Origin of the sequence: Candidatus Protochlamydia naegleriophila, from assembly GCF_001499655.1 — a bacterium.
Lineage (GTDB): Bacteria > Chlamydiota > Chlamydiia > Chlamydiales > Parachlamydiaceae > Protochlamydia > Protochlamydia naegleriophila.
Map to the genome: position 1 here is coordinate 2806119 of NZ_LN879502.1, position 21333 is coordinate 2827451.

At 42.1% G+C, this 21333-nt stretch carries 15 protein-coding genes and 1 tRNA gene; 3 read left to right on the plus strand and 13 right to left on the minus strand.

Annotation, left to right across the window (positions count from 1 at the left end):
• The gene (locus PNK_RS11870) at window positions 1-1044 is read left to right on the plus strand and encodes a TorF family putative porin (protein WP_059062236.1); all 1044 of its coding nucleotides are present in this window, start codon (window positions 1-3) and stop codon (window positions 1042-1044) included.
• Window positions 1045-1176: 132 nt separating this feature from the next.
• Here PNK_RS11870 and PNK_RS11875 read toward each other — a convergent pair whose 3' ends face one another.
• A complete protein-coding gene (locus PNK_RS11875) occupies window positions 1177-1548 on the minus strand; it encodes a hypothetical protein (RefSeq protein WP_059062237.1) in 372 nt (123 codons plus the stop codon).
• Window positions 1549-1811: 263 nt separating this feature from the next.
• On the opposite strand from PNK_RS11875, the gene PNK_RS11880 reads away from it, so the two are divergent.
• A complete protein-coding gene (locus tag PNK_RS11880) occupies window positions 1812-2147 on the plus strand; it encodes a winged helix-turn-helix domain-containing protein (protein WP_059062239.1) in 336 nt (111 codons plus the stop codon).
• Window positions 2148-2151: 4 nt separating this feature from the next.
• Entirely contained in the window at window positions 2152-2685 is a 534-nt protein-coding gene (locus tag PNK_RS11885) for a nucleotidyltransferase (RefSeq protein ID WP_059062241.1), read from the plus strand.
• 119 nt (window positions 2686-2804) lie between these two features.
• Here PNK_RS11885 and PNK_RS11890 read toward each other — a convergent pair.
• The 12 genes from PNK_RS11890 to PNK_RS11945 form a co-directional block, all read right to left on the minus strand.
• Window positions 2805-2877, minus strand: a tRNA-Thr gene (locus tag PNK_RS11890).
• 159 nt (window positions 2878-3036) lie between these two features.
• Window positions 3037-3645 carry a hypothetical protein gene (locus tag PNK_RS11895; RefSeq protein ID WP_059062244.1) on the minus strand — a complete coding sequence of 203 codons (609 nt, stop codon included), beginning with the start codon at window positions 3643-3645 and terminating at the stop codon, window positions 3037-3039.
• A gap of 282 nt (window positions 3646-3927) precedes the next feature.
• Window positions 3928-4542 carry a hypothetical protein gene (locus tag PNK_RS11900; RefSeq protein ID WP_032124639.1) on the minus strand — a complete coding sequence of 205 codons (615 nt, stop codon included), beginning with the start codon at window positions 4540-4542 and terminating at the stop codon, window positions 3928-3930.
• Between the two features lie 152 nt (window positions 4543-4694).
• Window positions 4695-5213 carry a hypothetical protein gene (locus PNK_RS11905; RefSeq protein ID WP_032124640.1) on the minus strand — a complete coding sequence of 173 codons (519 nt, stop codon included), beginning with the start codon at window positions 5211-5213 and terminating at the stop codon, window positions 4695-4697.
• Window positions 5214-5303: 90 nt separating this feature from the next.
• Window positions 5304-7187 (minus strand): exodeoxyribonuclease V subunit alpha, encoded by a 1884-nt coding sequence (gene recD, locus PNK_RS11910; protein ID WP_059062246.1) that lies wholly within the window; start codon window positions 7185-7187, stop codon window positions 5304-5306.
• A 280-nt stretch (window positions 7188-7467) separates the two neighbouring features.
• Window positions 7468-7836: a hypothetical protein gene (locus tag PNK_RS11915; RefSeq protein ID WP_032124641.1), complete on the minus strand. Its 369-nt coding sequence runs from the start codon at window positions 7834-7836 to the stop codon at window positions 7468-7470.
• Window positions 7837-7869: 33 nt separating this feature from the next.
• The gene (locus PNK_RS11920; protein ID WP_079992925.1) at window positions 7870-11358 is read right to left on the minus strand and encodes a UvrD-helicase domain-containing protein; all 3489 of its coding nucleotides are present in this window, start codon (window positions 11356-11358) and stop codon (window positions 7870-7872) included.
• On the minus strand, window positions 11355-14831 hold the full coding sequence (locus tag PNK_RS11925) for an exodeoxyribonuclease V subunit gamma (RefSeq protein WP_059062250.1): 3477 nt from the start codon (window positions 14829-14831) through the stop codon (window positions 11355-11357). Before PNK_RS11925 ends, PNK_RS11920 begins: the two co-directional genes overlap by 4 nt.
• Before the next feature lie 203 nt (window positions 14832-15034).
• Window positions 15035-16915, minus strand: a complete 1881-nt coding sequence (locus PNK_RS11930; RefSeq protein ID WP_059062252.1) for a hypothetical protein — start codon at window positions 16913-16915, stop codon at window positions 15035-15037.
• A 16-nt stretch (window positions 16916-16931) separates the two neighbouring features.
• On the minus strand, window positions 16932-18890 hold the full coding sequence (locus PNK_RS11935; protein ID WP_158021809.1) for a hypothetical protein: 1959 nt from the start codon (window positions 18888-18890) through the stop codon (window positions 16932-16934).
• A gap of 241 nt (window positions 18891-19131) precedes the next feature.
• Window positions 19132-20334, minus strand: coding sequence for a hypothetical protein (locus PNK_RS11940; protein ID WP_059062256.1), 1203 nt, complete (start codon window positions 20332-20334; stop codon window positions 19132-19134).
• A gap of 1 nt (window position 20335) precedes the next feature.
• Window positions 20336-21331 (minus strand): alpha/beta hydrolase, encoded by a 996-nt coding sequence (locus tag PNK_RS11945; RefSeq protein ID WP_059062258.1) that lies wholly within the window; start codon window positions 21329-21331, stop codon window positions 20336-20338.
• Window positions 21332-21333: the final 2 nt, after the last annotated feature.

The following is a 21333-nucleotide window of genomic DNA, read 5'->3' on the forward strand; positions in this document are numbered from 1 at the left end:
ATGAAAAAATACGTGGTACTCATTCTTGTTATGCTAATGGGCTTCGCTCATTCTCAAGAATATGACCATTATAATAATAATTATCAAAGCTACTATTACCCAAATCAAAACAGTACAAGCAATCAAGATAAGAAATCGACACCTGCTAAAGATGCTGTAGAAGAAAAAAATGGCAAGCAGGCAGAAGAGAAAAAAGAGGGAGAGAAGAAAGACGAATCTGACAAGAAAGAAGAAAAGAAAGAGGAGGAAAAGCCTAAATCTCCTCACACTTTTACAGGCAACGTCAGTCTAGTTTCTGATTATCGTTTTCGAGGGATTTCTCAAACGATGAGACGCCCTGCCATTCAAGGTGGTTTTGACTATTCTCATACAAGCGGCGTCTACTTGGGAACATGGGCTTCTAACGTCGACGGAACTACCCATTTTTATAACAATACAAGTATGGAATGGGATTTTTATGGCGGTTATAAGGGTAAATTTTTCCCTTGTTCTGCTCCTGATTTTACCTATAACTTTGGAGCTATCTATTATTACTATCCAGGCGGAAAAACACATGCCAAAGAGAATGTGCCTTACAACACGGCTGAATTTTACATTGAGCTCTCTTACAAATGGTTAAGCGTCAAGTACTGGCAAACTTTAACAAATTATTTTGGCATTTGTTCAGATAACCCACCCTTTAATTGGGAAAAAAACCGTGCGGACAGACCAAATGGTAGTTCCAAGGGATCAAATTATATTGAAGCTAATGCCACTTTTGATCTTTATAAAAAGGTATGCTGGCCTAGGTTTTGTCTAAAGGGTGGTAAGCTTTCATTGCTTTTGCATGTGGGACATCAAACTGTTAGAAATTATGAGCATTTAAGTTATACAGATTGGCGAGCCACGTTAACTCAAGAGTTTGATTGGTTCAACGCCTTTATATCCTATGTAGGAACAAATGCCAGACATGCTTATTTTGATGTTCCAGATAATGCTTATGATCCAGACATTCGCCATTTAGGTGCTCAAAGTGTTGTCATTGGGATCATTCGGACGTTCTAAAATGGAGAAGATATTTTATCCATCTATTAATAGTCTCATTAGAGAAGGGGATATCGAAGCATTAACGGAAGCGCTTAATGCTCTTTCCCCTTTTGAACTTACCGACCTCACTGTCAAGAAATCAGATAGAAATTAACGTTTAGGTAGTTGTTCAGGTGAAAATGCATAAAATAAGCATATAGCCTGCAACCCCTTTTTGATATAAGTTGGTGTGATAACTTTCTTTAAACCGCATAAATTTGATAAATTTAAAATCGATTTATATAATTGCTTCTCATTTTTTGTCATTAAAGTATCTGAAGGCGCTTTTACAGAGCGTGCTAGTTCAATAAAAGATTCAGGGAAATTAAAATGCATTTCTTTAAAGATCAATGAATTACTCTCAATATTTTCTATTTTAATTCTGTGTAGTTCCTGACAAGAAAGAGGAGCATAAAACATAAACCTGGTTTCTACTAAATCGACAAGGTGTTTTTTATTATTCGATTTTAAATGAATGAGCATGGTAGCAAACCAGTTCAATTTATACAATGATTCGCATATATAATCCGATTCTCTACAGACTAGTTATGCTTTCTAAAACATGTTATGGATCATTTATAAGTAATCATAAAAATAAAATGTCATGGTATTTGTCATTAATAAAATAAAAATTACTGCAAAAATAGAGCTCTTAATCCCATAATTTTTTTAAAAATGAGGCATAGAAAAAGTTCTTGACAAGCACCTATATGATCGGTTATATAACCGATTAAATAGGTTTAACTATGCTTGAGTATCTCTTTGCTAATAAAAATGTGGAAAAAATTCTCATGTATCTTTTTTTACATGGAAAAGCCAATGCCACTGAACTCAGCCGTGCCTTTGAAACTTCTCTCGATCCTATTCAGAAGACATTGCGAAAACTAGAAGAAGGGGGTCTTCTTGTCAGCTTTTTAGAAGGACGGACACGCGTGTTTCAGTGGAATCCCCGTTATCCCTTTCTACCAGAAATTCAGGCTCTGGCAAAGAAAACATACGAATTTCTTCCTTCGCATATTCAAGAAAATTGCTATCAAATCACAAAAAGAAAACGACCTCGCAAAACTGGAAAACCTTTATAAACATATGGAATTTGCTAATACCAACATCAAAGACTTGGCTTGCTTCATCTATGAGATTTTGAAAAATAATGGGATTGATGCCGTTTTAGTTGGCGGCGCTTGCGTCTCTATTTATAGCCAAAATCGCTATCAATCCTATGATTTAGATTTTGTCACCTATGAAGAATTAAAACAGATTGAAAAGGCGCTCGCTAAACTCGGTTTTAAAAGAACAGGACGATGCTTTGCTCATGAGGATTGTCCTTATCTTATCGATTTTGTAAATCCACCTATAGCAATTGGCAATGAACCCATTCGACGCTTCGAAACTTTAAAAACACCTGCAGGGTCTTTACAACTACTTACACCAACCGATTGTGTTAAGGACCGCCTTTCTTCTTTCTTTCATTGGAACGACGAGCAGGCTCTTCAGCAAGCTCTTTTAGTAGCCAATGATCATCCCATTGATCTTAGTGACATCAAACGTTGGGCAAAAGCAGAAGGTCACGAAGAGAAAATGAAGGCTTTTTTGGAAAAATTGCAAAAAGGCCGTATTTAAACTTCATGCTAATCTAAAAAAGGAGTGAAATCCTGACAAACTTCTGACATAATACCGCACCGATTGCTGGTACGAAACAAAGAAGCTGTTTAGAAATAGACGTGGAAAGGAAAAAGAATTGCCTAAAACAGGAGTCGAACCCGCGACCTTCGCATTACGAATGCGCTGCTCTACCAACTGAGCTATTTAGGCATGGAGGAATAAAAATAGTATGGCAGTTTTACTATTTTTACGACAACTACGACATAATGATCCTTCCAATCAATCGCCAGAAGCCTTTAGACCGACAGATTGTTTAACCCACAGCAACTTTTAGAAACTGTGGGAAAAGGCAAACTTACGACCCTAAGCTTACTGAATAGAACAACAGCCTTGTTGTGGCAGGCTTATTAAAGAAGCGGACAGATGATTACAGCCCCCTTCCACTTTTTGATTCAAATGAAGCCAAGTCTGGTTAGAAATTGCCACTATTCTAAATTCTACGCGACTCTCACTGCTCATTCGCTGAGATGCACGCTCTCGCTTGATTCCCGCCAGTTTAGAATCAACCTCAACAATGTGTGCGGCTATGATTCGATTGAAAGAATCTTTGCATAGGTCATCATCCACAACAGCACAATGCGGCGATATGCTAATAAACTCCTTTAGCGATGCCAATTTACCTTGAGAGGGTTTATAAGACTGATAAAGAACGCTCAATTCCCTATTTCTATGTACTGTACGCATTGAAATAGGCTCCAACGCATGCTTTGTAATCCATTGATCCACAGCCTCGAATTCATCTTTGAAAAAGCTTTCCAAATACCTTGCTTCTTCTTGCGAAAGACTCGTGAAACAACGCCTGGCTTCTATTCCGACCATGACTGCAATTAAATTGATCTGATCATCTAAATAGATCGCACTTTCAGAATATCCTGTCGTACTTCCCTGTCTATGTATGGGCATTGTCTCTGTCCACATGATATGATTTCCTTTATCGATTGTAATAATCCGAACTTCAGGTTAATAACGCTTATTAACCCACAGTGCAATTACGAGTAGATTTCTCTACAAGTGAGCATGCAAATCACATCTATTTATATTTTTAATTTCACATAAATTACCTATCGTTGGGCTTAACGATGACCGTTACACTCACCGTGGCCTAAGTGAAGGCAGAATAGTAAAGGCGAGAGAATAAACATCCTGTCCGATTCTTATTCTAAGTGTGCTTTGAATGGCTATTGCTGTTCAAGTCGCTTTTTATGCGATGATGCAACAGCGACCTTCAGTCATTAAAGGACGCCTCTTGGACTCTTCCAACCAGTTATTCAAAAGGTTCCAAGACTTTTCCGAAATAGCCATAATCGTGACCGATTTACTAGACTGTATAGATGCTAAAAAGAAAAACCTCTCTTGAGTTATCCCAACCGTCTTTTTTAGTGTTGGGGTAATTGTCATGAGATGTGCGGGTCTTATTCCACCTGAGACATCCTTACAAAAATTATCGGGGAAAATTCCACAAATTTGCGACGTTTGAATAAACGCTTTTAAGGCCTCTCCTTTCTCTAAAGTAAGGTTGTAGCAGGGATATAATTGGATCCATTCCTTTCTTTTAGACTCGGAATCTTTTTTTTTATAGTTTTGAAGCGGATATCTGCTATTCCACTGCTGTAAGGCATCCCATTCGTCCACTAAAAAGGCTTTTAATAACAGCTGCTCCTGCTCTGAAAAATCATTGAAGAAATTCTGAGCATACCCTCCAACTATCATAGCAATAAAATGTACTGCATGATCTGAAGCAACTCTAATTCCAAAATAGCCTAAATCATCTTGTACAGCAGCTGTTTCTTGAGAAGATAGCGATGGAATAATCATCTGTTTCCTAACCATTAAGTTGTGATATCGGAAAGGGGTGATGGATGCTAGGTACGCACAAAGCTGAGCCATCTTTTCTTTCGCTGAGTATAGTCCCAGCCATTTTATGCCATGGACAAGGTATTATGAAATAATACAATTTCCCTGTTTTTTTAAAATTTTTTTTTCATCTCCTGGCAGTGTCTATTGGCTACCAGCCAGCTATTCAAAAAGTTCCATGAATCTTGTGAAAGAACCATAACCATGACAGACTCGGATTGCTGCATGCCAGCTAACTCATTAAACATTGACTCACTGATTTGTAGATTACTTTTTTGGCTCGAAGTGACTGTAAATAGATAAAGAGGCCTCATAGACCACACACCCATGTCGACAATGCTACAACCAGATAATTGCTGGATAAGCTCTTTTAAAACACTCACCTTCTTTAGTGTTAAGTTAGGAAGGATGGATTCCACGTTCATTTCTCTTAAGTCACCCCATTCATCAAAACAACTCATCACCTTTTGTTGCTCTGGAAGGGGTAATCTATGAAAGAAGGCTTGTGCATACAGAGCAACCCCTTTGGCAATCAGCGGTATTTGATTGTCTAAAGGCGGTATCTTTGTAGATAATAGTAGCTCGAAATCGCGATTCAATTGCTTGTGCGTGTCGATGGGCGAAACATTCATATTTTTCCTACTTTGATTATAATCGTTAAAAAAAAACGATCGCAACGTACTTAGTTATATTTTTAGGCGGAAAAACTCGTTACAGTTTTTTTAAATCTTTGCTGTCGCCAGCCGCTGTTCTACGCCCGAAAGGCGCGAGCCTTGTAAAGAAATGGTTTTCTGAATGATGAGATCTGTCCCATAGACTTCAATGTGCTTGCGCGCGCGCGTCACAGCCGTGTAAAAAACCTCTCTGCCAAATAGCTCCGACCCTTCAGGTAATACTAAGATGACCCGATCGAACTCGCTACCCTGACTTTTATGCACAGACAGGCAATAAGCAAATTCATACCTTGGCAGCAAAAGCGCCGGCAAACGGCGCACTGTTTCTCCTGCGTTGCGGGAAGGAAAAAGGGCGTAATCTTCTGTGCTCACTGTTTTCAAAGGAAGCTTGCGCATCAAAACGCCCGTTTCACCATTGAAAAGGTCTTGCCGGTAATCATTTGTCACAACCATGATGGGAATGGCAAGCCATCCATTTGGATGACGCATTTGGCTCACATGCTGCCATAAAAGCTGGTTGATAGACTCCACTCCAAAAGAGCCTTTACGCATGGGTGATAAAATGCGGATGGCATTGAACAAATTCAGCAGCTGTTCTGGGTCTTGATGCGATCTAATAAGGGAGGGAAAATAGTTCATGACATGGCTCAAAAATAGCTTTTGAGACTCTTTCCTCTCAGCTGGCAAATGGAGACGGGAAATGCCTGGGATATCAGCCTGATTGAGCAAGTCAATGGCTTGGAGCGCCTTACCCTGGTTGATCGTTTGCGCAAAAGACACGATAGAGCCCAGCTCGGCCCTCAAACAGACTTTCAAATTGGTGCAAGGAATGGCAAGGGCTGGCTGCGCTTGATGCAATTTAATCAGGTCTACAAATAAACTGCCTGCTTCTACAGATGGCAATTGATGCTGATCTCCTAATAAAATGATCCTCGATCCTTTTTTAAGAGACTCAAACAAAGTAGCCATCATCTTTACATCGATCATCGAACTCTCATCAACGACGATCAGATCGGCCGTTAAGCGGATAGCCGACTCCTTTGCAAAAGAGGATGAACTTCTCATGTTCAATAAAGAGTGAAGCGTTTTAGCCTGCAATGGAGGACAGTCCTTGAGCTCATTCGCCACTTTGCTCAAGCTTTTTTGCAAGTTCGCCGCTGCTTTGCCAGTGGGAGCTGCCAACGCAATTTGACACTCTTTCCTTTGTTCCTCATTTAAACTATTCCAAAAAAGCTGGATGAGGCGTCCCGCCGTATACGTTTTACCCGTTCCAGGTCCGCCCGTAATCAAGGTCAAAGGAGATAAGCATCCAGTCAAAATAGCCTCCGCCTGCTCTTCCAGTAAGGCACCGCTCTTTCGAAGATGCGTAAGCTCTTTTTCTAAATACTCTCGACTAACCTCCAAAACAGGCATGCCATCCAAATGCCTCAAGAGATGCTTCAAAAAAAGCGTTTCAAAAATCCAGTGCCGCTGCAGATAAAAGCTGTTCTGAAAAACGCACAAGGGTGTCTGGGGCGGCTCATGATCCTCTCCTTCCTGCATGACAGTCATGAGTTCAAGAGGGACTTCCTTAGAACCCTTTAAAATCAAATCAGTTAAAAACTGACTCTCTTCGGATGACAAGTGATCATCCCCCTCTTGCGACCATAATTGATAAACGGCTGGAAACAAGTGCCCATTTTCGATGCGGACACATAAATGCCCCTCTTGGGCAGCAATCAAGAGATGGCAGATGAATAAGGCCACTTCCTGACCAACGAGCTGATCGCGCAATAAACGATGAGTCAGCACATAGTCCAAATAGGTGAGCCGCTGCTTCGCTAAAAGAGAATCCATAGTAGGCCAAACAGGTCTCTTCTCCTTGCCCACCTCCAACCACGGGGAACGGTTATAAGACTCAGAAAAACGGGCTTTAGCAAGGCCTGATTGCATGGTGCATGCTCTTTGTGTTCACTATCGATTGATCTGACATTGACCGAGATTTCGAAAACTACCAAAATAACAAAAAAGTTTATTTTATCCCAATCGTTTTTGATTTGACATAAGTTATTCATCAAACACAATACATTAAAAATCACTACAAATAAATCTATTTATTTAATTAATCTTATTCGAGTCGGCGTAACTAAAGAGTCAAAATTCTGCAAATGTTTGCCATAACCGGCAAGTGTACGCAAGTGAATCTGTCGATTCTCATTTTCCCGTTCTTCAATCAAGGAGCTTTCACATTCTTTTCATTTAGTTTATCGATCAAGTGACCATAAAGGAGATTTAATAACCCTTCCATGAGAGGTGCACAGTCTAGTTTCGCTTTAAAGGAAGAAGCAGAAGTTGGTATAAAAGCGCTTTCTTCTACGCTTGTATGTGTCGATTGGTGCACCTCTGTAGCGGCTCTCTCGCAAAGAATGGCCCTATCCTCATGTTTTGTAAATAGGATGGCTTTAATGAGAGCGCTAATTTTTTGAATCAATGCAACCATCAACTGCAAGAAGCTGGGCAGCCAAGCATGCATCCTTGAGGCTGACAAACTCAAAAAGGATAGGGAGGATGGATGGGGTGCTATTGAACAAAGATTTAACATAGCTTCTCTTCGATTGCTGATTTAATCAAATATTCAGGGCGCTATGGTATAGATCCCCGTTTGTTTTCCGGCCTGCATCCCCCTTAGAAATAGATATAGAGTTCCTCCAAAACAAGCCTCAAAAGGGCGTGGTTCGACGAGGCTTAAGTAGCGCTTGAGAGCTTCAGTGTAAATTTTCGCTTGAATCAAATAGCCATGCTCTACCATGGCTTCATGCAGATGCGATTGATGGTAGTCTTCTGGTGAGTTTCCAAGCCAGTTACTTTTCCAATCAATGATGTAATACCGTTTTTGATGGACAAAAATGAGATCAACAATTCCCTTGATCAATCCGTCGACCTCCATTAAACCTTCCAAGGCCAACGAAGATTCATAAGGAAAAAGAAAAGACATCTCACGATAGTGTTGCCAAGGCTCCAATTCGGCTAAACAAAAAGGAGTCGTATGGATCCCCAAATCGGCATGCATGACATTAAACGCCAGATCTGCCAAGACGCTTTCCCAGTCTTTAAATGCGGCTCTTTGGATCAAGGGGCGGACAAGCGGTAGAGCCTCTTGGCTATTTTTTAGAGAGTAAAAGTCGCCAAAAGAGAGTTTTTCTAATAACTGATGAATAAACACACCGGTGTCACTGCTAGCAGGCAATGTATGCACATCTTTAATGGGGTGATTAAAGTCATGAGGAGGGGCTTTTAATAGACGCTTTGTAGTTATAGAGGGATGATTTAGACTCGAAAAAGAAGCCATGATAAGCTCTGGAGCCACAACCTCTACAGGGCTCGGCTGCTTTAAATCTATGCACGTATTAGCCTGCTTGGGAATGGCGGCTAGAGAGATTTCTTCATGAATAGAATAGCTGATGTGGTGCTTGGAGCCAACTTCCTGAATAAATTCCAGGAAAATTTTACCGTTAAACTGTTTGATGCGTTCATAGAGCTCACCATAAGAACAAGCTGGCTGCCAAAGCCTGCCCAAGAAAAGGTCTATGGGAGATGCATCTCCAAATGCCAGGCGATCTGTTGGAAAGTGAAGGCTGATTGGAATATAGAGTTGGTATTTCGCTCTTGTCATGGCAACATAGAGCTGGCGCATTTTTTCTGCGTCCGTTTCTTCGCAAAAGCGATGATGCTCTTCGCATTCCTCTACCAAAGGAGTTAGGAGCAATTGCCCCTCTTTTTCGATAGGAATCAACTCGTTCCGCATTCCGCTTCGTTGGGCAAGTCCAAGGGCAAATACGATGTCAAACTCCAATCCTTTGCTAAAGTGCAGCGTTAAAATTTTTACCCCGTCCTTAGAGGGGTCTTGGAAACGCTTCACGCGTTCATCATCATTTTCTTGCCATAGTTGAAACTTATCTAAAAAAGGAATCAACCCCTCCGGTCCATTCCATTCGCGGTAGCGGTGATCGATGGCGATATCGGCGATCTGCTGCAGATCATGATAAAATTCGAGTCCACCTTCTTTTGATAATAAATGCTCGAGTACGCTAATCCCATCCATTCTCCAGCTGCTCTGCAAAAATTCCTGAAAGAAAAACGCAAATCCTTTTTCGGCAAGGCTTTGACGCAGACGCTGAATGACTGCCAGAATAGGTTCCAGATAGTCATCCGTTTTTAGTTCTGCATGATTCCATCCAAGCAACGGCGTCCCTAAAGCCGTACGAATGGCACCTCGATCGTGGGGATGAAGAATAGCTCGAATGAGATCGATCAACGAGGTAAGGGCTGTAGATTCGGCAAGGCTCGTTCCGCGTTGATTCAAATAAGGAACTTGTTGTGCATCGAAGTACTCAGCCAGGCGGAGCGCCTGGTGCCTGTCTCTAACTAAGACAGCAAATTGGCGAAAGGCGAATCCCTTTTGCTCTTGCAGCCTCCTGATCTCTTGCACGATAAAAGGGAAAAAGACTTTATCTTCTAAATCTTGCCATTTTGGTCTCTTGAAGGCGCTTCCATCACCAATAAAAAAATGGACTGCTCCCTTTTCATCTTGAAAATGGCGATCCTGGTTAGACGGCGATGTAAACACTGGCTGATAAGGCAAATAGAAATCTTTTTTAGGCAAGGGGATCAAGCGGGGCGTATTTTCGGAAGAAAACAACGCATTGAGGGCATTGACTAAATGAGGTTGCGAGCGGTAATTGACATCGAGTGAATAGCAGTGATGCTCGCCCAAGGCCTGAGCCGCGGCTAAATAAGTATAAATATCGGCTTGCCTGAAGGAATAAATCGACTGCTTGGGATCACCCACAAGGTATAAATAACCTGTCCAGACACGTTCGTCTGGAATAAATAGCCTTCTAAAAATTTGCCATTGAATCGGATCGGTATCTTGAAATTCGTCGATGATGGCAGCTTGGTAAGTCAATTGAATCTGCTCTAAAAAATGGGCTTGATCCAAAGCCCAATCCATTTTACGCAACAGATCGTCAGGCGACAGCTTCTCCTCTTCTCTTTGATAGCGACGCAAAAGCTTTTGACAATCACGCGCCAGACGTGTCAATAAAACCGGAAAACTGCCTGCCTGCAAAACGAGGGGTTCTAAACGCTGCTTCAGTTCTTGAGTAAGGGTCGGATAGTGCAAGGCATCGCTAGCCACCTTGCGGCTTTTCAAAAGCTTGGGATCGAGAGCCATAGTCCACACTAGGTCATCTTGAATGAGCTTATCAAAATCTTCCGTTGTCCACTCTTCCTGATCGAATAAAGCCGCAAAGCGAGCAACCTTGGCTAATGTTTCGGCCTTTGTTTCGCCGCTCTTGTAATTGCGATAGGATGCTGATTGGGCTTGAAAGTCTGCAAGCATTTCAAGCGATTGGAGAGGATAGATCTGCTTTAACTCGTACATGATCGCAACAAATTGCAAATAGAGCTGCCTAAAAGTTGGCAGTTCTTCAAAGTCGTAACCGCTCTTGATAGTCCTTAGCAATTTCTTTTGATCGGGATCTTCTTTTAAGACAATGTCCAGCTGCGCCGGACTATAGCTTTCCAATCTCACTTCTGTGCGGAAAAAATCGCGAATGACCGCTAGAATTTCAGACTGCGGCAATGTTTCCTCTCCATACATCGCATGGAACCCCATATCGCTTTCCATTGCATACTGCTTGAGCATTCTAGAACAGAAAGAATGGATGGTAAAGATCTGGGCTTGGTCAAATCCAAAAAGAGCCTGCTGCAGCCTTTTCTTAGCTTTTTGGACGCACTCCTCTCCGTCTTCCATGAAGGCTTTCAAATAGTCGGGTGTTGTACCCGCAATCGTTTTGCTGTTTATCCATTCATTCAAAGAATGCAGGGCTTGCTCGATATTGGAGCGAATGCGCAGCCTTAAATCTCTCGTTGCGGCGCGAGTAAAGGTCACGACTAGAATCTTATTCAAAGGAAGGGGTTCGGCTCCATGCTGGCTTTCGATCAAGAGGCGTACCACGATATTTTGAATGGAAAAGGTTTTTCCCGTCCCAGCCGAAGCTTCCAGCAAGTAGTGTTGATGAAGGATCATCTGCCGATCAAGCACATTAAATTTTTTCATCATTCTGCTACCCCGCTCACCTGTTTAGAAGGATACCAAAAGCGCATTAAATCGCCCGCCAAGAGTTCAGTTAGCTCTTTCCATTGTTGTAAAAGCGCCTCGGCATTGGGAAGATTGTCTTTATTGAGAATCCAGCGCACGTCCGGGCTTTGATAACTGCCAAATGAATCTGAAAAAAGCTGTCTCATTTTATCTTGAAGCCCGCAAGCATTCCCTTCTATGATCAATGGAATCCAGTCTGGAATTAATGGTGAAAAGTTTTTCAAGCATAGTGCGTAGTAGCTGACAAATTGTTTTAAATAAGGCGTGCTATCTTCAAAAAAGGCCTTTTTAGGCTGCGTTGCATGGGTAAAAATGAGCTGTCTTTGTAGTTTTTCAGGATAAAGCCTAGCCGCGCAGTCATAAAGAAGAAACTGCGGCCATGCTTTCCAAGCATCTGCCAACGTGCCTTTACCTGTAACAACCAAGCCCTGCGAAGAGACATGAGCAAGCTTGCCAACAATAACCAGTTCATAACTATCTGGATAAACCAGTTTGACTGCTGGAAGCAGCCACTGGTCTTCTTGAATCTGGCATGGTTCTGTACAGCTAGTACAAAACTCAACTTGGAAAATGGTCTTTGGATCGATCCGATGCTTGTGCAAGCGCTCATGCAAGTCATCCGTTTCTTCTTTGAGTCGCTTGGTAGCCACCGTTTTAAAAAGCCCGAACGGAAGCTTTCCTTCTTTTTCAGCTATCTGCACGACCCGTTCAAACGGCTCTTTCAAAGCCACCTGTTTGAGCTGATACCTATCAAGTGAAGAAAGCAGCAGCTCTTCCTCGTCTTTAATTTTGCGGTCTTCTTCGCCTTGCAAATAGATTTCCAATCCCTTGTTCAAGTAGAACTTGATAGGATAGCGAGCAACGCTGTTGAGCGCTTTGAGATTGATGACGCTGTGAGAGGGAATTAAATCAGCTTGAGGATGGCTAACGAAAGTAAATTCATTTAAAAAACTATGGGGAGGATGCTTGTCTTTTTGATAGTAGCACTTAGCCGAATGATAGTCAGTGCGTGAATAGTTAGGCAAAGACGTCTGTGCCTGAAAATAGCGGCTATCGAATGAATCGAATGGATGCTTGAAATGACACACTTCTACAATGCTCTTGCCTTGAATGGTATAGTGGCGGTTCAAGTAAGAAAAAAGCTCTTCTATGACAAGGCTCGGCTGCAGCTCCTTGGACTCTTGCTGGCTATAGCCTTGATGGCTAATCAGCAAACAATCGCTAGCCGACTGCAAAGCCTCTAAGAATAAATAACGATCGTAATCGGTTGGATTGGGACTGTAGTCGACCTGATCGTGCCCTGCCATCAAATTGAGAGAGGAGTGATAACTAACGCGCGGAAAAACACCTTCCTGCATTCCCATAAGGGCAATGACTTTGGCAGGGATTGATCGCAAAGGCATCAAAGAGCAAAAGCGGATCGATTGCAAGTGATTTTCGCGGTAAGTAATACCCCGCTGTTGCAGCAAATGATTTAAATGAATTTTAACTGATTGAAACGAAAAGTGGGACTGTTTAAAGCTGCGGGCAGACGAGCGCAGGATCTCGAACTGTGCTTTCAGCTCTTCATAATCTTCAACCGACTGCGAATCTTCAAAATCAGGTTTAAAGTAGTTGTCAAGGAGGCATAATAAATAATTCGACCAGTCGTCCATTGTCATTTGAGTCCGATCTTGCAAAGGAGACAAATCATCGCGCAAGGAGTGCAAGAGCCGAATCCATTTCCCCATTAAATCGGTTTGCGAAAAGTCGACACCTTCACATGGAAGCATGTCGAGGGAAAGAGCAGCAGGTGATTTTAAAACTAATCCCAAAAGCAGACGGGTCAAACCAAAGTCCCATGTGCCAACTGCAGTTTCATCAACCATGCCTTGCTGGCAATGCCGCCGCTGCAATAACTCGTTGCGGTGCAGCCAGTCCTCACCCCAGCGAATGCCAGCCTGCTCTATCCATTCTCGAATGAGGTAGTAATCGCTTTGCGCGAGCTGATGGCACCGTTGAAACGAGCGATGCTCAAATAACTGCAGAAGCTGGCTGACTTCCCAGCGACTTTCACTTAAATTCAGAAGCTGCAAAAACCCCTGCACAATTTCACTTTGAGTCTGCATCCCAAGATCCAAAATTTGAAAGTCGAGCTGGCTGTCGACTGCTCCAAAAATGCTTTGAATGTAGGGTACATACTCTGTAATTTGCGGTGCCATGACAATGATGTCGCTTGGAGAAATCGAAGAATTTTTTTCGATGATAGACAAAAGATTATGGTAGAGAATTTGCACTTCGCGCCGCATCGTGGGAGCAGTATGCATTTGGATCGAGCTATCTTTTTGCTCTAGATTAAAAGGAGGCTCCCCTTGAGGATTGCGCATAACGAGCATATCGGCTTGAATCGCATGCAAGAGCGTCAAAGGCTTTTCTGTGGCATCGAACTGCAAATCTTCATGCAGAAAAAGCTCTTCGCCCAGTACATTGACGTGATCGGGAAGGAGATAGCGTGCATACGTTTGCGCTTGGCTTTCCTCTATTTGGTGGGCCATCTCACGGCCAAGCCTTCCAAAATTCGCTAGAAGAGGATTGCGGTCGCGCAAGAGCTCTTCTAATTTTAAAACATGTGGAGAAAACGTGCCCAGTTTTTGCTGCCAGAAGCTCTGCAAATAGGCTGTTTCTTTGTCAGAGCGAATATCGCTCCAAAAAACAGCACAAGGAGATAACAAATAGTAATATATTTGCGTATAGGGAGTCAGTCTGCACAAAAAGTCGAATTCCGATCGCGATGCAAAGCTGATTGAAAAAAAATGCACCTCGCAATTCGAGCATGGATGCAAAGGCTGCTGAAAGGAACGGCTTGGATAGCTCCAGTTGGTGTCGCAAAACAGCGTTTTCCATAAACGCCCTTGCCATCCCCCTTGCTCTCCCTTTTCCCATTTAGAAACAAGCGGATAAGCATACCGTCCGTAATCTTGAAAAATGCGAGCCAAATGTTGACTCAAGCCGACTAACCGCTTTTCCATCTTACGGGTCAACTTAAGCGAAGAGCCTATTTGAGAGGGGTCGAGTTTTAAGTAATAGACCAAGGGCAGCCAATCTTGCTGCTCAGCCGTAGTTAGGTAATGGAATCTCTTCAGACTTGCAACAAGCTCTTTTTCAATCGCCAAAGAGAGCTCTAATGAAGAGGGAATGTAGGAGTTTGGAGATTGGAATAGGCGAAGCAGCTGATCGAATGCTTGATTGAGATAAACAAATTCGATGCCTGCAGCAACACCTAAATCCGGATCTTGCGCCATCTGCAGAGTCAACCACGCTTTCATAGCCGGTCCATAGACAACGACCAATCTGCGCTTAAAAGGAGTTGTAGAAACCCCAAACAGGATGTGCTTGAGCTGTTGATAAAGCATCGACAATCGATTGCTAAAAAAAACATCTAAGTCATGTACCATTCCAATTCCTTATCTCATTTCAACCAAAGCAATCTAGCAAAGAAGTCGAGATTGCTAAAGGAAAGCATTTTAACAAGATTGATCGAAAGCAACAAGTGTAACTTATAGCTCCCCAACTAAAGAAAAATCTGAAATTAAACACCTTGGAAAATTGAAGATAAGCTGACAAGAGGTGCTCGAAATTGATTTCTTCATTTATTTTTTTAACTCCTATTCCCTCCAAGTGGTAGATGCTCTATTTTTTGTGAAAGAGCGGCTAATTTAACCTGCAGCGCCATCATATCGGCAGCCAACGTAAACACGACATCTGATTGACCGGCAATAATCGATTGTTGCAGTTCTAAGAACAAATCAGACATGTTATGGTGCATGGCTTCATAAGCGATTAATATTTTTTTTACATCTCCAGTAGCGTCAGAATATCTAGGACTAAAAGACCTCTGCGTGGCTCTTACTTCTTGCAGCGACTTAAAAGCCTCTGCCACCACTTTGATCGTCGCTCTAACTGTTTTGGCAGGAGACAAGAGAATCTGCGTCACAATCTCTTCTTCATTGAGCGCCAAGGTAATGACATTATCTTCAAAATCATCGGGCAAGTGTAATTCAGTTTTGGCTGCGTCTATAAACCGCTTTAACGCGGCACGATGCGTCATGCTGCGCTGTTCGCCATCAACAAGATAAACACCTGAAGCTAAAGGATTTTGCAGGTCGGCTAATTGAATTGAAAATTTGAGATTAGCATTCAGGGGTAAGTCTTTAAAATACGCCGATCCAGCTTTATTCAAATAAATATTCCCTCTTAACAAGTCGATCCCAAGAATTGGAGAGTTATGGCCTGTTCCTTTGCCTTTAAGGAGCATTTTGGTTTTCCCTGCCATCTGCATTTTCAAGAGGTGGTTAAGATTCTCAATGGCTTCCAAATGATCAGTGGCAAACCAATCGCAGGTTCCCCCCTCCAACACAGTTTCGATATCAGACGTTTTGAAGTGCAGATGAGGATCCACAAATATAGGGTCTATACACGCCACCATTTTTTTTCCGTCTTCGTTGTTGTATTTAACGACAACTCCGCAGTGATGTATTCCCTCACTTGCCCGATCATATTCCGCCCAATATCCCAGCTTTTCGCCCTCAGGAATGGGAAGAGTAGACCAGATATTCGCCATGCGGCATCCCACCACAGCCGATTCTATTCCCATGGCTCGCAAGACAGTTTGCGTTTTGCTTGCAATGACGACGCAGTCACCTGATTGATATTTATCAAAAATCTCGCTTGGAACAGGGTCAAATGCTTCAAAAGCCTGAAAAAGAGTGAGAGCCGGATTGGACTGTCTAGCTTCCCTAAAAAATTTCATCAGCTCAAGCATTGGACTCACATTATTATAAACTGTCCGATCATAGACTTGTAAAAAGACCTCCTCTAACTGTCTGATCTTAGTTGGCATGTTTTCGTTAGCTTGGAGCAGCTTGAGCGGCCTTCCCATTTTTTTTGCGGGAGAAGCTAGCCTGAGCAGGCCCTCGCGCGTATAAAAAATGCGGCGCCCGCCAACTTCAAGAGCCAGGGTCCCTGCTAAACGGCTATTTGAGGGAGAAGCTGTGTTGTAAACATCGACGAAGCGAACCAGCTCCTTTTCAGAGACTTCTCCATTCTTAAACAGTTTGAATTGTTTAACCTTAAGCGCTATCGAATCGGGGAAAAGAGACTCATCATAAACCAGCAATAATTTAGCCAAAGCCCTGTGCAACCGTTCATCTAAATTGAGAGAAATCGCTTCTTGCATGAGGTAGCGAGCCTCATCAATTTTCCCTTTAAGCTTGAGCATATTCTTGCGAACAGAGTCGATTTTTCCTTTCAATCCGCCTGCAGACAGGCGATGCTTTAAATCCAATTTTTTCTTTACTAATATAGTAAGAACTGTTCGTTCATTATTTGAAAGAACGCTTCCTTGTAAAAGATTGGCAGTTAGCAGCTTGATGTCGAGTTCAAGAGAAGCGCCGCTACTAACAGACTCAACCCTCTGTTCTCTTTCAACTATACTGTAAGCCGATCTCGAAGCTTCAAGGGTGCCACAATCATTCGTCATCTACCGCCGCGTAATTTTAAATACTTAACGAACCTTCATCGTCGCTTAAAGCCGAATCTTCGAATTCATACAAAGTAACAGAATCCCCTGATGTTTTTGAGTGTTCGCAAGACTCTTTGCCTTTACTTGTCTTAGCCATTTGAATGGTGATCATTTCTTTCAATTCATCGGCCTGTTTTTTTATTCGGGCAATTTCTAGAGCTGTACTACGAACCTCATCAGGCGCATTGGCAATAATGGCATCTTGCAATTCATCAAACTCAAAAAGCAGCTGTTGATATTTCTGGCGATAGCAACGCATTAAATAGTTCTCTTGACCCTTTTCTCTAGTGAGCGCATATTCATTCTGTTGAATATTTACTTCTCTCACTATCTCAAGAGCTGATTTTGTTTCATGGTATGTCTCTTTAGCCGTTTGAGCAGGAGAAAGCAAGATCTTCTTGATAATCCCTCGTTCATTTTCTGCTAAGGTTACAATATTTTCAGCAAAGTCATCAGGCAGCTGAAAGCGCTCTTTTGCAATAGCAGAAAATAATTCTAAAGCATCCTGTGCAGCAAGCAATTGCTCTTGCCCATCAATGAAATACAGTCTTGCCACGTTATTTCTTAGCTCTTCCAGTTGAACCGAAAAATAACCGTCAACGTTTAAAGGAAGCCCTTGCAAACCCTTCATACCTGTCCGATTCACGTAGATATTTCCCCGCAAAAAATCGACGCCAAAAATGGGCTCCAAACCATTAAAATCCGGTCCAAGCAATTGCATACTTGTTTTTCCGCTCATTTGCTTTTTTAATATATGACCGAGATTGATAATTCCCTCAAATTTATCCGTTCTGAGATGCTGCACTTTTTTGTTAAAAGGAAATAAACTAAAATCTTTTCGTCGCATCAGAGGTTCTTGATAGGCAAAGGTTGGATTCATGTAAGCAACCCCTTTGTCACCTTGAGAATCAGAAAAAACTGCCACGACTTGGCAATGAAAAATGCTTTCCGTTGCTCTTTTGTATTCCTTCCACACCCCAAAATGGCTAGGCTTTGGAATAGGGGGAGAGGTCCACATATTACGCGTCGGAGTGCCCAGAACAGCCGAAGGGAATCCTCTTTGCTTTAAAGCTGCCTGTATCTTTGCCGATACAGTCACACAATCCCCGGAGTTATACTTATTAAACATATCGACAGGATCGGGGTCGAAAGCTAGATAAGCCTGGTGCAGGGTCAACGCTGGATTCTCTGCCTTAAGCTCCCTAAAATATTTCATAAACTCGAGCATTGGGCTGAGGTTATTGTAAGGAGCCGCACAGTAAATTTGAAAAAAGGCTTCCGCTATCTCATCAAGTTGTTGACCATTCCAATTTTGTTCTTCCTTTGAAATGGCAATGGGAACAGTCCATTTTTTATCAAGCAGCACAGCTCCCAAAGTTCCCTCTCTAGTAAAGAAAACCCGATAATCTTCCGCTGCAAAGGCTAGATTGCCAGCTAAGCGCCTGCTTGCAGGGCATGAGCGATTGTAAGCATGGATAAAAGTATAGAGCCTGTCTGCGCTATTTTCCTCTAAAGAATTTAACCTTTCTTCAACTCTTGCCTGCACAAATGCAGGCTGCAAGGCCTCATCATAAATCAGCAATAACTTTGCTAAAGCGCGCAAAGAATGGGGAGTTAGGCTCAAAGAAGCTATCTTCTGAATCAAAAGTTGAGCCTTTGCAATATCTCCCTTAACTTTCAGAATATTTTTTCGGACATCGTTTAGCTTTTTTTTATAGGAACCCACTGGAAAACTGACATACCAAGATAATTTTTGACTGATACATCTGCTCAAATCTGCTTTTTCGGCATCTAATAAGGGATTCCCATTAAGGAGGTTGAACGCAAGCATCTTAATATCAAGGGTTAGCAACGAGACAGTCTCTGCCGGTTCTTCCATAAACGCTGACATCATCCTATCTGAAGTACTAGGAAAAACGATCATTTCATTCATATTAAACACCAATAATTAAATGCAAATCCAGAATATTAAAATCTCAAAACATTAATAAATACATTAAAAAAAAACAAACTAATAGCACCTTGACAATTCACTTCAAAGCAAATAGTTATTGGGTAAATAAAAAAGACAATCGGAGGAACCATTGAATCGGGAAAGATAGCTTGCGGCAAAAAGACAGCATGAGAATAAGATCGGCAATGCCGATTCTTATTCTCAAATAATCTGATAAAAATTAGATGGGAGAGTCAAAATCTTCTAATAAGAGGCTTAAAGGCACCGCCACAGAATTTGCAGCAGACTGCATCGCGCTTTGATAATCGATTTCGGCCTGCTCAAACAAAGAGCGAGCCTCATCGACTTCATTTTGATGCATAGCCTCTAAGGCCTTAAGATAAGTTTCTTCTGCTTGGCCAAGCTTATTTGTATTGTCGCCACGGTCAGCATTTTGCTTCGAGTCTATAAAATAAGCTTTTTCCCTTGCAAGTATGGTAGAAGTGTAGAGTGGCCATAGTTTGAACAAGCAAAAAGCTGGCGCTATCATGATGGATTTAACATAGTGTTCGCGATTGTTCAAAAGAAATAAGATGTTATCTTTAAAATCGGAGGGCTGATTGAACTCTTTCTGGATTTGAGCCAAGAATGGCTCTATTTCCTTATTTTCAAGAGAAAAGAGAAGCTTGCCTGTTTGGTTTAAAAACGTTGAAAAATGGCTCGGATTCTTGGAAATTACAGCGACTGTTCCCTCTAACAAATTCAGTTTGAATACATCTCTTGTATTGTGCTGTAAAATTTGCAGAATAAAGCTGGTTTGAATAGCCCCCTTGATGAAGGGAGTCATCGATTCGATGGGAGTGCAAGGCTTCATGTTCAGCTTTTTGAATTTTTCTTCAAAAGCTTGTATTGAGTCGAAATGGGTAGCCAATTCTTTCTGAGGGATGAAAGCTTGCTGTAAAACGATGACCTGCTCTTGATTTGCCTCTCCTACATATTTGACCAGGTTAAAAAAAAGCGTATATCCTTGTCCCAGCTCTTTGGCCGCTTCCCATAAAGACGGTAGCTGCTTAGATGCTTGAAAAGGCTGAGGAAAATTAAAATTGTGGGTTGGGCGCGACTCTGCCCCTATTTCTATTTTGAGGTTGTGCTTAGCTAGTTCTTGCTGAGCCACTGTAGCGATCATAGCAGTGGTTCCTCCATGATAGGTGCTCAAGATTTTTTCGCTCAAGGGTTGATAATGAGCGAAGAACTCTTCCCAAGAAGTATGAGATGATTGCAGCTTGAGTTCCCCAATCAAGTCCAGAACAACACCTAATGAATTATAGTCTAAATCGTGGGTCAATTCTTGATAAGCTTGAATGATTCGATTGATATCCTGAGAAAAAAGCGAAGGTGCAATCATGGAAATCGGAGTTGGCGAATGAGGTGTGATGAAATTCATTCTATTCCCCCTTAAAGGCTTTTTGTATCATACGTTTATGCTCTTTCCATACATCATTAATGACTTTGCTATTTAAAGGAATATTATGCCCTTCGGGCCTATTTCCGTTCAATTCGGAATAAAATGGGGGTAATTTAATCACAGGTATTTGTTCCTCAAGTTCTTTTTCAGAAAGACCATAAGCCCGCCTTAACCCCGCATAAAAAGACGCTTTTTTAAAGTCGATCACTTCATCGGTGGGAGAGACGATGACCCACTTATAACCTTGAATCTTTTCCCAGTCTTCCAGAGGTTGTATATTCCACCCCATTGCCTGCAAGTAAAGATTGAAAAGGGAGCCAGAAATTTTTCCACTTAAACAGACCTCCACGGCTCCCCAAGACGAAAGAGATCGCTCATTGCAAATGGGTCCATCTTCATGAAGTGCCCTTAAAGCCACTCCAACTGCTCCGCCTAAAGAGCGGGCGTGAATCAGGATTCGATTGCTAGCGACCCCATGGCGTTCCAAATGCTGGAAGACAGCATCAGCATCGATGACGAGATCCTTAAAGCAATTGGGATAGCCGCTACTTTCGCCTACGCCGCGGTAATTGAAAGAGATTAGATTGCAACCTGTTTCCTTGGCATACCAATTCAGAAAGGCAAGATTATCTTCGTACGTTTCACCATTTCCATTTAAGTAGAGAATCCAGTTTTGCTTGGTATAATTCTCTTCTTTGCCATCTGCAGGCAAGGCCCAGACAATCACTCCATCAATTTGCTCATCATCAGCCGTTAAAAACTGCATTCTCTGCGCACGATCTGCGTATCTTTGCATGCTTTGGCGCTCATTTGCCAAATCAAGCTTTGAAATATTCAAAGAGGGAAGTATTTCCAGCGCAGCTCTATGATGCAAGTAAGAAGCAAAATTTTTAAATAGTTTAGTATCCAAAGAGGAAGGAGGATTCCACCCATTAGGCCATGCAGCAGGTGTTGGGTCTGATTGGATGGGAAGCATGC

Coding starts and splice junctions, on each gene's coding strand:
- PNK_RS11870 (WP_059062236.1), top strand. CDS start 1: ATGAAAAAATACGTGGTACTCATTCTTGTTATGCTAATGGGCTTCGCT.
- PNK_RS11875 (WP_059062237.1), bottom strand. CDS start 1,548: ATGCTCATTCATTTAAAATCGAATAATAAAAAACACCTTGTCGATTTA.
- PNK_RS11880 (WP_059062239.1), top strand. CDS start 1,812: ATGCTTGAGTATCTCTTTGCTAATAAAAATGTGGAAAAAATTCTCATG.
- PNK_RS11885 (WP_059062241.1), top strand. CDS start 2,152: ATGGAATTTGCTAATACCAACATCAAAGACTTGGCTTGCTTCATCTAT.
- PNK_RS11895 (WP_059062244.1), bottom strand. CDS start 3,645: ATGTGGACAGAGACAATGCCCATACATAGACAGGGAAGTACGACAGGA.
- PNK_RS11900 (WP_032124639.1), bottom strand. CDS start 4,542: ATGATTATTCCATCGCTATCTTCTCAAGAAACAGCTGCTGTACAAGAT.
- PNK_RS11905 (WP_032124640.1), bottom strand. CDS start 5,213: ATGAATGTTTCGCCCATCGACACGCACAAGCAATTGAATCGCGATTTC.
- recD (WP_059062246.1), bottom strand. CDS start 7,187: ATGCAATCAGGCCTTGCTAAAGCCCGTTTTTCTGAGTCTTATAACCGT.
- PNK_RS11915 (WP_032124641.1), bottom strand. CDS start 7,836: ATGTTAAATCTTTGTTCAATAGCACCCCATCCATCCTCCCTATCCTTT.
- PNK_RS11920 (WP_079992925.1), bottom strand. CDS start 11,358: ATGATGAAAAAATTTAATGTGCTTGATCGGCAGATGATCCTTCATCAA.
- PNK_RS11925 (WP_059062250.1), bottom strand. CDS start 14,831: ATGGTACATGACTTAGATGTTTTTTTTAGCAATCGATTGTCGATGCTT.
- PNK_RS11930 (WP_059062252.1), bottom strand. CDS start 16,915: ATGACGAATGATTGTGGCACCCTTGAAGCTTCGAGATCGGCTTACAGT.
- PNK_RS11935 (WP_158021809.1), bottom strand. CDS start 18,890: ATGAATGAAATGATCGTTTTTCCTAGTACTTCAGATAGGATGATGTCA.
- PNK_RS11940 (WP_059062256.1), bottom strand. CDS start 20,334: ATGAATTTCATCACACCTCATTCGCCAACTCCGATTTCCATGATTGCA.
- PNK_RS11945 (WP_059062258.1), bottom strand. CDS start 21,331: ATGCTTCCCATCCAATCAGACCCAACACCTGCTGCATGGCCTAATGGG.